This window comes from Oryzihumus sp. (assembly GCF_036391795.1).
GTDB lineage: Bacteria > Actinomycetota > Actinomycetes > Actinomycetales > Dermatophilaceae > Oryzihumus.
In genome coordinates, this window is the sequence record NZ_DASVZH010000328.1 from 1 (window position 1) to 11,762 (window position 11,762).

The window sequence follows — 11,762 nt, forward strand, 5'->3', positions numbered from 1 at the left end:
CGGACTTCCGCAGCTACACCCAGGACGACCTCGACGCGGTCGCCCGCGAACTCAACGGGCGACCACGCGAGACCTTGAACTGGAAGAATCCCGCCCAGAAGCTGAACGAACTCCTCGTTGCAACCGCCGCTTGAAACCGCCGGTCGTGAAACCCTGAGGAACGTCCCTCTCGGCGGAAATGGGGTGGGGGTGGGGGCGGGGCTAGCTGACGACGAGGAGGAGGTCGCCGCCCTCCACCTGCTGCTGGTTGCCGATCGCGAGGCGCTGCACGGTGCCGGCCACGGGCGTGGTGATCGCTGCCTCCATCTTCATCGCCTCGATCGTCGCGACCTGTGCGCCGGCCTCGACCTGCTGGCCCGACTCCACCGACAGGGACACCACGCCGGCGAACGGCGCCGCCACCTGGCCGGGCTGGCTCGGGTCGGCCTTCTCGGCGACCCGCACGTCGACCGCGACGGACTCGTCGCGCACCTGCACGGGTCGCAGCTGCCCGTTGACCGTGCACATGACGATGCGGAAGCCGCGCTCGTCCGGCTCACTGATGGACTGCACGCCGAGCAGCAGGCGCTTGCCCGGCTCGAGGTCGACCTCGTGCTCGGTGCCGACCGCGAGGCCGTGCAGGAACTCACCCGTGCCCAGCACCGACAGGTTGGAGTAGGCGTCCCGCGAGGCTTCGAACTCCTTGGTCGGCCCCGGGAAGAGCAGCCGGTTGAGGGTATGCCGCGGGTCGGCGGCCAGCGCGGCCTCCTCCTCCCCGGTCAGCTCGGTGACCCCGGGCCGAGCCTTGCGGCCCTCCAGGGCCTTGGTGCGGAACGGCTCCGGCCACCCGCCGGGCGGGTCGCCGAGCTCGCCGTTGAGGAAGCCGATGACCGAGTCGGGGATGTCGTACTTCGTCGGGTTGGCCTCGAAGTCGGCCGGGTCGGCGTTGGCGCCGACGAGGGCGAGGGCGAGGTCGCCGACCACCTTGGAGCTCGGCGTCACCTTGACCACGTTGCCCAGGATCGCGTTGGCCGCGGCGTACATGTCCTCGATCGACTCGAACCGGTCGCCCAGGCCCAGGGCGATCGCCTGCTGGCGCAGGTTCGACAGCTGCCCGCCCGGGATCTCGTGGGTGTAGACCCGGCCGGTGGGGGAGGGGAGTCCGGACTCGAACGGCGCGTACAGCTGGCGCACGCCCTCCCAGTACGGCTCGAGGTCGCACACGGTCTGAAGGTCCAGACCGGTCGCGCGCGGCGTGCCGTCGGTCGCGGCGACCAGGGCCGACATCGACGGCTGGCTGGTGGTGCCGGACATCGAGGCGCTGGCCACGTCGACCGCGTCGACGCCGGCGTCGATCGCCGCGAGCAGGGTCGCGAGCTGGCCGCCGGCGGTGTCGTGGGTGTGCAGGTGGACCGGCAGGTCGAACTCCTCGCGCAGCGCCGTGACCAGGGTCCGCGCGGCCGGGGCGCGGAGCAGGCCGGCCATGTCCTTGATCGCCAGCACGTGGGCGCCGGCGTCGACGATGCGCTCGGCCAGCTTGAGGTAGTAGTCGAGGGTGTAGAGCGTCTCGGACGGGCTGTGCAGGTCGCCGGTGTAGCAGAGCGCTACCTCGGCCACGGCCGTCCCGGTGGCCCGGACCGCGTCGATCGCCGGGCGCATCTGGTCGACGTCGTTGAGGGCGTCGAAGATGCGGAAGATGTCGATGCCCGTGCGCGCCGCCTCGGTGACGAACGCGTCGGTGACCTTGGTCGGGTAGGGCGTGTAGCCGACGGTGTTGCGCCCCCGCAGCAGCATCTGCAGCGGCAGGTTCGGCATCGCCTCGCGCAGCAGGGCGAGGCGCTCCCACGGGTCCTCGGACAGGAACCGCAGCGCCACGTCGTAGGTGGCACCACCCCATGCCTCGACGCTGAGCAGCTGCGGCGTCAGCCGGGCGACGTGCGGCGCGACGTGCATGAGGTCGCGGGTGCGCACCCGGGTGGCGAGCAGGGACTGGTGGGCGTCGCGGAAGGTCGTCTCGGTGACCCCCACCGGCACCTGCGCGCGCAGCGCCCGGGCGAACTCCTGCGGGCCGACCCGCATCAGCAGGTCACGGGCCCCCGGCGGCGGGGGAGCGTCGCGGTCGATGGCCGGCAGCTTGCTGCGCGGGGACACCTTCGTGCGCGAGGGTCCGTAGGGCTGGTTGACCGTGACCTCGGCCAGGTAGGTCAGCAGCTTGGTGCCGCGGTCGGCCGGCGTGCGGGCGGTGAGCAGGCCGGGGCGCTCGTCGATGAACGAGGTGGAGAGCCGTCCGGCGACGAAGTCGGGCTCGTCCAGCAGGGCCTGCAGGAAGGGGATGTTGGTGGACACGCCGCGGATGCGGAACTCCGCCAGCGCCCGGCGGGCCCGGCGCACCGCGGTGGCGAAGTCGGCGCCACGACAGGTCAGCTTGACCAGCATGGAGTCGAAGTGGGCGCCGATCTCCGCGCCGACGAACACCGTGCCGCCGTCGAGGCGCACGCCCGCGCCGCCCGCGGACCGGTAGACGGTGATGTGTCCGGTGTCCGGGCGGAACCCGTTGGCCGGGTCCTCGGTGGTGATCCGGCACTGCAGCGCCGCCCCCCGCAGCCGCACGGTGTCCTGCGACAGGCCGAGGTGGGCCAGGGTCTCCCCGGAGGCGATCCGCAGCTGGGCGCTGACCAGGTCGACGTCGGTGACCTCCTCGGTGACCGTGTGCTCGACCTGGATGCGCGGGTTCATCTCGATGAACACGTAGCGGCCGTCGGGCGCCAGCAGGAACTCCACCGTGCCGGCGTTGACATAGCCGATCTCGCGGGCGAAGGCCACGGCGTCGGCGCAGATCCGTTGGCGCAGCTCGGGATCGAGGTTCGGCGCCGGCGCGATCTCGACGACCTTCTGGTGCCGGCGCTGCACCGAGCAGTCGCGCTCGAAGAGGTGGATGACGTTGCCCGAGCCGTCGGCGAGGATCTGCACCTCGATGTGTCGCGGGCTGACCACGGCCTCCTCGAGGAACACCGTCGCGTCGCCGAAGGCCGACTCCGCCTCGCGCATCGCCGCCTCGAGGGACTCGCGCAGGTCCTCGGGGCGCTCGACCCGGCGCATGCCACGCCCGCCGCCGCCGGCGACCGCCTTGACGAAGATCGGGAAGCCCACCTCGTCCGCGGCGGCCAGCAGGGTCTCGACGTCGTCGCTCGGCTCGGCGCTGCGCAGCGTCGGCAGCCCGGCGGCCTTGGCCGCGGCGATGGCCCGCGCCTTGTTGCCGGTGAGGTAGAGCACCGAGGCCGGCGGCCCGACGAACGTGATGCCCGCCTCCGCGCACGCCTCGGCCAGCGCAGGGTTCTCGGAGAGGAAGCCGTAGCCGGGGTAGATCGCGTCGGCGCCGGCCTCGGCCGCGACGCGAGTGACCTCCTGCGGGTCGAGGTAGGCCCGGACCGGGTGCCCCGGCTCGCCGATCTCGTAGGCCTCGTCGGCCTTGAGCCGGTGCTCGCTCTTGCGGTCCTCGTGCGGGAAGACCGCGACCGTCGTCGCGCCGAGCTCCGTGGCGGCGCGGAACGCGCGCACCGCGATCTCTCCTCGGTTGGCTACGAGCACCTTGCGAAACACGAACGCCTCCCACGGGGGGTTGGGCCGTCAGGTCGGGGGACAGCCTAGTGAGGCGACCGTACTGCGAGACTCGTGTCCCGGCATACGGGATCTGGGCCACAGTCCGACCCGGACCGTCGAGCGTAGACCCGCGAGCGGATGCCGAGGAAGCGTTGCCGACCTACCCTGTCAGCGAGCTGGGGAGGCATATGTCACAGGCACAGGTCAAGGCGGTGGGAAGCGCGGCGCACGAGGCCGCGCGCGATACGCTGCGGGCGCAGCTCGCCGGTATGCCGCCCGGTCACCCCGTGCGCCTGGCCAAGCGCACCTCCAACCTCTTCCGGCCCCGCGAGGCGACCGGCGCCCCCGGCCTGGACGTCAGCGACTTCACCCACGTGCTGTCGGTCGATCCCGACGCGCTGGTCGCCGACGTGCAGGGGATGACCACCTACGAGCATCTCGTCGACGCGACGCTGGCGCACGGCTGCATGCCCCTGGTCGTGCCGCAGCTGAAGACGATCACCATCGGCGGCGCGGTCACCGGGCTCGGCATCGAGGCGTCGTCGTTCCGCAGCGGGCTGCCGCACGAGTCGGTGCTCGAGATGGAGGTCCTCACCGGCGACGGCGACATCGTCACGGCCACGCCCGAGGGCGAGCACGCCGACCTGTTCCGGGCGTTCCCCAACTCCTACGGCTCGCTGGGCTACGCGCTGCGGCTACGGATCGAGCTCGAGCGCGTGCACCCCTACGTCCGGCTCCGGCACGTGCGGTTCACCGACCTCGATGCGCTGCAGGACGCGATCGGGCACGTGACCAGCACGCGGGTGCACGAGGGCGAGCCGGTCGACTTCGTGGACGGCGTGGTCTTCTCGGCACACGAGAGCTACCTGGTCCTGGGCGACTGGCAGGACCACACGCCGTTCACCAGCGACTACACCGGCCAGCGCGTGTTCTACCGCTCGATCCGGCAGCAGTCGGTGGACTTCCTCACCGTCCGCGACTACCTGTGGCGCTGGGACACCGACTGGTTCTGGTGCTCGCGGGCGTTCGGGGCGCAGCACCCGGTCGTGCGCCGGCTGTGGCCCAGGCGGCTGCTGCGCAGCGACGTCTACTGGAAGCTCGTGGCGTTCGAGAACCGCCACCACGTCTTCGCCCGGCTCGACGAGCGCCGCGGCCGGCCGCCGACCGAGCGGGTCGTGCAGGACGTGGAGGTCCCGCTGGAGCGCACCGCCGAGTTCCTGCGCTGGTTCCTGCGCGAGGTGCCGATCGAGCCGGTCTGGCTCTGCCCGCTGGCACTTCGTGACACCGCGGTCAGCCGCGCGGGCTGGCCGTTGTACCCCCTGGAGCCTGGGCGGACCTACGTCAATGTGGGGTTCTGGTCCACGGTTCCGATCCTCGACGGTCGACGGGACGGCGACGTCAACCGGGCCATCGAGCGGGAGGTGCACGACGTGGGTGGACACAAGTCCCTCTACTCGGACGCCTACTACGAGGAGGCGCAGTTCTGGGAGCACTACGGCGGTGAGACCTACCACGCGGTCAAGGAACGCTACGACCCCGAGGGCCGGCTGCCCTCGCTCTACGACAAGGCGGTGAGACGCAGATGACGTTGACCATCGGGCAGATGCTGGACCGGGTTTTCGACCCCGGCACACCGGTGCGGTTCACGGCATACGACGGGTCCTCGGCGGGCGACCCGGACTCGAGGTTCACGATCCACCTGGCCAACGAGCGGGCGGTGCGCTACATCGCCACGGCGCCGGGCGAACTCGGCCTCGCCCGCGCCTACGTCGCCGGCGACCTCAGCGTCGAGGGCGCCGACCCGGGCGACCCCTACGACCTGCTGCGCACGTTCCGCGACGAGGTGGAGCCGCACGTGCCCAAGGTCAACGAGCTGCCGGAGATCCTGAAGTCGTTGGGGCTCAAGGGACTTCGGCCGCCGGAGCTGCCTCCGCAGGAGACGCCCGCGCCGTGGCGCCGCATGGTCCACGGGCTGCGGCACTCCAAGGCGCGCGACGCCGACGCGATCCACCACCACTACGACGTGTCCAACCGGTTCTACGAGATCCTGCTCGGCCCGTCGATGACCTACACGTGTGCCTGCTACCCCAGCGTCGATGCGACCCTGGAGGAGGCGCAGGCCAACAAGTACGACCTGGTCTGCCGCAAGCTCGGCCTGCAGCCCGGCATGCGGCTGCTCGACGTCGGCTGCGGCTGGGGCGGCATGGTCCGCCACGCGGTCAAGCACTACGGCGTCACCGCGCTCGGCGTCACGCTCTCGGACCAGCAGGCCCGCTGGGCGGCCAAGGCCATCGCCGAGGACGGGATCTCCGAGCGGGCCGAGGTGCGCCACCTCGACTACCGCGACGTCACCGAGACCGGCTTCGACGCGGTCAGCTCGATCGGCCTGACCGAGCACATCGGGGTGCGCAACTACCCGGGCTACTTCCGCTTCCTCAAGGCGCGGCTGCGCGAGGGCGGCCGGCTGCTCAACCACTGCATCACCCGGCCGGACAACAAGCACCCCGGGATCACCCGTGGCGGGTTCATCGACCGCTACGTCTTCCCCGACGGCGAGCTGACCGGCTCCGGCTCGATCACCACCGTGATGCAGGACGTGGGGTTCGAGGTGCGCCACGCCGAGAACCTGCGCGAGCACTACGCCATGACCACCCGCGACTGGTGCCGCAACCTCAGCGCCGGCTGGGACGAGGCCGTGGCCGAGGTGGGGCCTGGCACGGCCAAGGTGTGGGGCCTCTACCTTGCGGGGTCGCGGTTGTCCTTCGAGGAGAACAGCATCCAGTTGCACCAGGTGCTCGGGGTCAAGGTCGGCGCCGACGGCGACGCGCACATGCCCATCCGCCCGACCTGGGCCAGCTGAGCAGACGGGCAGCGCCCCCACCGGACACGCGTCGGCCCGCGTTTCCTGCCGTGACGACGGAGGAGACGCGGGCCGAGCGGTGTCCGGTGTGCCGGAAGGCGTCAGAGGCGGATCAGCATCTTGCCGGTGTTGCCACCGGTGAGCAGGCCGCGGAAGCCCTCGACGGCGCTTTCGATGCCGTCGACGACGGTCTCGCGCCAGGCGATCTTGCCCTCGGCCAGCCACTGGCCGACTTCGGCCTCGAACTGCGGGCGCAGGTCGCGGTGGTCGGAGACGATGAAGCCGCGCAGGGTCAGGCGCTTGCCGATGATCATCGCCAGGTTGCGCGGTCCGGGGGCCGCCTCCGTGTTGTTGTAGACCGAGATCGCCCCGCACAGGGCCGCGCGACCGTTCTGCCGCAGGGCGCCGATGGCGGCCTCGAGGTGGTCGCCGCCCACGTTGTCGAAGTAGACGTCGATGCCCTCGGGAGCGGCCTCGGCCAGGCCCTGGCGGATCGGCGCGGCCTTGTAGTCGACGGCGGCGTTGAACCCGGCGTCGTCCTGGAGCCACTGCACCTTCTCGGGGCCGCCGGCGCTGCCGACGACGCGGGAGGCTCCCTTGAGCCGGGCGATCTGGCCGACGAGGGAGCCGACGGCACCGGCCGCGGCGGAGACGAACACGGCGTCGCCCTCGGTGAACTGTGCGACCCGCAGCAGGCCGGCGTAGGCGGTCAGCCCCGGCATCCCGAGGACCCCGAGGTAGGCCTGTGCGGGCGCGAGGTCGGTGTCGAGCACGCGGGCGTGCTTGGCCGGCACGAGCGCGCGGGTGCGCCAGCCGAGCGGGTGGATCACGGTGTCGCCCACCGAGATCGGCGTGCCGGTGGCGTCCACGGCGTCCGGGCCGACGGCCTCCACCACGCCGACCGCCTCGCCGTCCATGGGCTTGTCGAGCTCGAACGGCGGGACGTAGGACTTGGCGTCGTTCATCCGGCCGCGCATGTAGGGGTCGACCGACAGGAACGTGTTGCGGACGACGACCTGGCCGGCGTCGGGCTCGGGCAGCTCCACGTCGACGAGCGCAAAGTCCTCGTCGACGGGCTCCCCGTGGGGTCGCCGGGTCAGGTGCCACTCGCGGCTGGTCGTCATGGGGGAGGACGCCCTTTCAGGTTGGGGGGGTGTTCGGGGCCCGGGTCGGGCCTCCCTAGGCAACCATGGGGTGCGACCCACCCTTCCGCCAGCGGGCGTGAGGGTCCTCACCCCGGGGTATGCCGTCCGCCCGCCGCAGGCGGTCAGGTCGCCAGTGAGCGGCGCAGGCGCAGCGACGCCAGCACGAGCAGTCCTGCGGCGAACGCGAGCAGCACCGCCAGCTGGCCGAGGATGTCCAGCAGCCCCCCGCCGCGGGAGAGCAGCACCACCCACGCGTCGACGGCCCAGGCGTGCGGGGTCAGGTGGCCCAGGGCGCGCACCGCCGGCGGCACGATCTCCAGCGGCCACATGCAGCCACCGAGCATGCCGAAGGCGATGCCGATCGCCGGCCCGATGGCGCTGGCCTGCTCCGGGGTGCGGAAGAGCGTGCCCGAGAGCAACCCGGCCCCGGTGCCCACCAGCGCCCACGTCCCCACCAGGGCGACCGCGGCGAGCGGGTTGCCCCAGCTCACCCCGAACAGCACGGCCCCGACGAGCACGATGAGCGCCGCCTGGCCCAGCGCCAGCAGCAGGTAGCACAGTCCCTCGCCCAGCACGATGTCCCGCGGGCGGACCGGGGCGGCCAGGGCCCGCGCGAACACCCCGGTGCGCCGGGTCTGGATCATCGCGGCCCCGCCGGCGAGGGCGTTGACGAAGACGAAGAGCACAAGCATGGTCGGCGCGCTGTAGCTGAAGCCGAGCGGCAGCGTGTCCGCCGTGCTGTCCACGACCGTGGTCGTCACCCGGGTCGGCGGCGAGGCCGCCTCGACGGTCCGGGCCAGCGTCAGGGCGTCGCCCAGCCCCACGGCGCTGTGCTGGGTGACGAAGCGGGCCGCCTGCACGGTGGCGGCGTGCCGGGCCACGACGGCGCGCACCGTCGACAGCGCTCCCTGGGCCGACTGCGCGACGGCGGAGGTGGTCACCACCGCAACCGTCGCGGACCCGCCACCGGCCAGGCGGCGGTCCAGGTCCGGCGGGAGTTCGACGACCGCCGCGACCTCGCCGCGGCGCAGGGCCGCCACGCTGTCGGCCGGGGAGGAGAACGTCCGGGTCTCCAGCTGGGGGGCGCGGCCCAGGTCCTGGGCGAGCCGGCCGGCCAGCGGCCCGGTGCCGCCACCGACGATGCCCACCCGGGTCGAGGTGTTGCCCGAGACGGTCGCGCCGATGAGCAGGATGACCAGCACGGGCAGCAGCACCATGAAGAACAGCGCGGTCCGGTCGCGGACCACTCGCCGCAGCTCGGCGCCAGCCAGCGCCAGGGCGGCGTTCATGGCCGCCGCCGGCTCGCGGTCGGGCTCAGGCCGGCCTCCGCCGGGCTCCTGCGGACATCCGCCGGGCTCATGCCAGCACCCGCCGGCGCAGGAGGACCGCCACGCCCATCGCCACGGCGCCGAAGGCCAGGATCGCCAACAGGGGCGGCACCGCCGCGGTCCAGCCGGCGCCACCGGCCAGGTCGGTGAAGGCGCGCAGCGCCCAGCCGTTGGGGGTGAACAGGGACAGTGTGCGCACGGCGGGCGGCGCGGCGCTGATGAAGATGAAGTTGCCGCCGAGCAGGACCAGGCCGAAGGTCAGCATGGCCGCGATCCCGTCAGCCTGCCGTTCGGTCCGGGCGACGGTGATGACCAGGGCGGTCAGCCCGACGAGCGTGAAGGACAGGGCCAGCACCAGCGCCACGACCATCGGCGGTGGCCCCCAGTCGGCGCGGAACACCAGCGACGTGGCCAGGGCGACGGTGCCCAGGCTGATCGCCCCGTAGGCGAAGGTGGCCAGCGACTTGCCCAGCAGGATGGTGCCCGGCCCCACCGGCGCCGCCGCGATCCGGTCGAGGGTGCCGGCGCTGCGCTCCTGGAAGAAGCTGCGCGCGCCGAAGCCGATGGCGAACAGCAGGAAGAAGATGCCCATCGCCGGGGCGTAGTAGCTGCGCGACGAGAGCACCTTGGTGCCGGCGGCCCGTTCGACCACGGACTCCGGCAGCCGGCCCTGCGCCGCGGCGGCGGTCAGCTCGGCGACCCGGGTGGGTGCTGCGCCGGCGGCCAGGGCGGCGGCGACCGAGAGCCGGTCCGCGTCGAGCTGGGCCGAGAACGCCTCGGCCAGCGAACCGGCCACCTGACCGGCCACGGGGGAGTCGACGCCCGCGAGGACCGTCACGTCCGGGGTCGGTCCGCTGCCGTGCATCGCCCCGGACCACCCGGCGGGCAGGACGAAGGCGGCCCCGACGGTACCGTCGCGCACCATCCGGGCCGCCGTGGCGTCGTCGGCGACCCGGCGCACCGTCACGAGGTCGGCGAGCTCGGGGCTGGTCAGGAAGCCGGCGAACCCGGCGGACACCGGACCCCTGTCGTGGTCGACGACCGCCACGTCGGCGTGGAAGGTGTCGACCCCGCCGAACGCCAGGCTGATCAGGCCGGCCACCGCGAGCGGGGCCACGAAGCCCAGGATGAGCGCGGACCGGTCGCGCAGTCGCTGCCGCAGGTCCTTGAGCGCGATGACGAGCGCGACCGGCACCCTCACTCCCGCAGCGCGGTGCCGGTCAGGTGCAGGAAGACCGCCTCGAGGTCGGGCTCGGCGACGTCGACCGAGCTCACCGCCGCGCCGGCCCGGTCGGCGGCCTCGAGCACGGCGGGCAGCAAGCGGCGCCCGTCGTGCACGACGAGGTGAACCTCCGGGCCGGAGACGTCGGCCCCGTCGACCCCCGCCAGCGCGCGGCAGGCGGTCGCGAACGCGGCCAGGTCACCGGTGCCGGTCAGCGTGATCCGGTCGCGCTCCCCGAGGCGGGAGACCAGCTCGCGGCGCGTCCCCTCGGCGACCAGCCGGCCGTGGTCGATGATCCCGACCCGGTCGCAGATGCGCTCCGCCTCCTCCATGTAGTGCGTCGTGTAGAGCACCGCCATCCCGCCGGCACCGAACCGGCGCACACTCTCCAGGATCGCGTGCCGGCTCTGCGGGTCGACGCCGACGGTCGGCTCGTCGAGCACCAGCAGCGTCGGTCGGTGCAGCAGCCCGGCCCCGATGTTGAGCCGGCGCCGCATCCCGCCGGAGAAGGAGTCCACCCGGTCCTCCGCGCGGTCGCGTAGGTCGACCAGGTCCAGCACCTCCTCGACCCGCTGCTGCAGCACCCGCCGTGGCAGGGCGTAGAGCCGGCCGAAGAAGCGCAGGTTCTCCCGCGCCGTCAGGTCCGGGTAGAGCGCCACCTCCTGGGGCACGTAGCCGACCAGCGCCTTGGCGGCCCTGCCGCCGCCGTCCATGAGGTGGCCCCCGATGCTCACCCGCCCCGCGTCGGGGGTCAGCAGCCCGCAGACCAGCCGGATCGTCGTGGTCTTCCCGGCGCCGTTGGGCCCGAGCAGGCCGTACGTCTCGCCGGGGGCAACCGCGAAGCCGACGTCGTCGACTGCCACCCGGTCGCCGAACCGGCGCACGAGGTGTTCGGCGCGCAGCACCGGCTCGGGGCCGACCGGCCTCCTCGCCCGCTGCGTCGCCACACCGACCGCACCACCCGCCGGTATGCCGTGTGGCTGGCTGTCCATGCCCCGAAGCCAAGCCGCGGCGGGCCGCGACGACCAGAGACCCATGTCCCGGCTCGCCCAGGGAGGGTCGCGCGGGGGCGGCCACCCGGCATACCGGGAATGGCTTGGCGGTCCCGTCCGTTGGACGGATAGGCTTGGTGCACCGGCACCGAGCCGGCAGCAGGTTGAGAAGTGAACAGTGCGACGTAGCCACCCCATGGGGGTGATCGGTTTCGACGTTGGTCGTCATTCCAGGGGAAGCGGGTCGAGGATGCAGGGTCATCTCGTCAACGCTCCCTGTAAACACATAGGTGCCAATTCCAAGCGCACCGACTTCGCCCTCGCCGCCTGAGCGAGCCCCGAAGTCCGTCAGCCTCGGTTCGCTACTGACCGAGATCCTGGCGTCAGCTAGGTAGCTTGCTGCGCAGTCATGTCGGGGGACTGCGCGGGACTCTTACTCGACTGGGCCTGTCAGAGGACGTGTGCGCGCGAGCTCTGGGGCCGAGAAACTCCTCAGCGCACTGCACCCGGAGAAGCCCTGGATTCACGTCAGCGGACGCGGGTTCGATTCCCGCCACCTCCACCACTCATGGGTACGTCGCCCTGTTCCACCCTCACGACGAAGGGCCCGGCCACCTGGCCGGGCCCTTCGTCGTC

General features: G+C 72.5%; 7 protein-coding genes, 1 other RNA gene and 1 pseudogene. 4 read left to right on the forward strand and 5 right to left on the reverse strand.

All coding sequences use genetic code 11. The annotated features are described in order from the left end of the window. A pseudogene (locus tag VF825_RS20150) lies at positions 1-134 on the forward strand (IS30 family transposase); the annotation flags it as partial. A gap of 67 nt (positions 135-201) precedes the next feature. On the opposite strand, the gene VF825_RS19875 reads toward VF825_RS20150, so the two are convergent. After that, complete coding sequence (locus VF825_RS19875) at positions 202-3,579, reverse strand: pyruvate carboxylase (RefSeq protein WP_331116687.1); 3,378 nt, start codon at positions 3,577-3,579, stop codon at positions 202-204. A 188-nt stretch (positions 3,580-3,767) separates the two neighbouring features. On the opposite strand from VF825_RS19875, the gene VF825_RS19880 reads away from it, so the two are divergent. Together VF825_RS19880 and VF825_RS19885 are read left to right on the forward strand one after the other, a co-directional pair. Further along, on the forward strand, positions 3,768-5,165 hold the full coding sequence (locus tag VF825_RS19880; protein ID WP_331116689.1) for an FAD-binding oxidoreductase: 1,398 nt from the start codon (positions 3,768-3,770) through the stop codon (positions 5,163-5,165). After that, the gene (locus VF825_RS19885) at positions 5,162-6,439 is read left to right on the forward strand and encodes a class I SAM-dependent methyltransferase (protein WP_331116691.1); all 1,278 of its coding nucleotides are present in this window, start codon (positions 5,162-5,164) and stop codon (positions 6,437-6,439) included. The genes VF825_RS19880 and VF825_RS19885 overlap by 4 nt, the downstream gene beginning before the upstream one ends. 101 nt (positions 6,440-6,540) lie before the next feature. On the opposite strand, the gene VF825_RS19890 is transcribed toward VF825_RS19885, so the two are convergent. The 4 genes from VF825_RS19890 to VF825_RS19905 form a co-directional block, all read right to left on the reverse strand. Next, a complete protein-coding gene (locus tag VF825_RS19890) occupies positions 6,541-7,563 on the reverse strand; it encodes an NADP-dependent oxidoreductase (RefSeq protein WP_331116694.1) in 1,023 nt (340 codons plus the stop codon). 143 nt (positions 7,564-7,706) lie between these two features. Then, a complete protein-coding gene (locus tag VF825_RS19895) occupies positions 7,707-8,873 on the reverse strand; it encodes an ABC transporter permease (protein ID WP_331116696.1) in 1,167 nt (388 codons plus the stop codon). 67 nt (positions 8,874-8,940) lie between these two features. Further along, positions 8,941-10,107 (reverse strand): ABC transporter permease, encoded by a 1,167-nt coding sequence (locus VF825_RS19900; protein ID WP_331116697.1) that lies wholly within the window; start codon positions 10,105-10,107, stop codon positions 8,941-8,943. A gap of 2 nt (positions 10,108-10,109) precedes the next feature. Continuing rightward, positions 10,110-11,126: an ABC transporter ATP-binding protein gene (locus tag VF825_RS19905; RefSeq protein ID WP_331116699.1), complete on the reverse strand. Its 1,017-nt coding sequence runs from the start codon at positions 11,124-11,126 to the stop codon at positions 10,110-10,112. Between the two features lie 198 nt (positions 11,127-11,324). On the opposite strand from VF825_RS19905, the gene ssrA reads away from it, so the two are divergent. After that, positions 11,325-11,691: a transfer-messenger RNA gene (gene ssrA / locus VF825_RS19910) on the forward strand. The last annotated feature ends 71 nt before the right edge of the window (positions 11,692-11,762 follow it).

Bases quoted from the DNA above. Each gene is read 5' to 3' on its own strand.
- VF825_RS19890 (WP_331116694.1), bottom strand. From the start codon at position 7,563: ATGACGACCAGCCGCGAGTGGCACCTGACCCGGCGACCCCACGGGGAG.
- VF825_RS19885 (WP_331116691.1), top strand. From the start codon at position 5,162: ATGACGTTGACCATCGGGCAGATGCTGGACCGGGTTTTCGACCCCGGC.
- VF825_RS19880 (WP_331116689.1), top strand. From the start codon at position 3,768: ATGTCACAGGCACAGGTCAAGGCGGTGGGAAGCGCGGCGCACGAGGCC.
- VF825_RS19895 (WP_331116696.1), bottom strand. From the start codon at position 8,873: ATGAACGCCGCCCTGGCGCTGGCTGGCGCCGAGCTGCGGCGAGTGGTC.
- VF825_RS19905 (WP_331116699.1), bottom strand. From the start codon at position 11,126: ATGGACAGCCAGCCACACGGCATACCGGCGGGTGGTGCGGTCGGTGTG.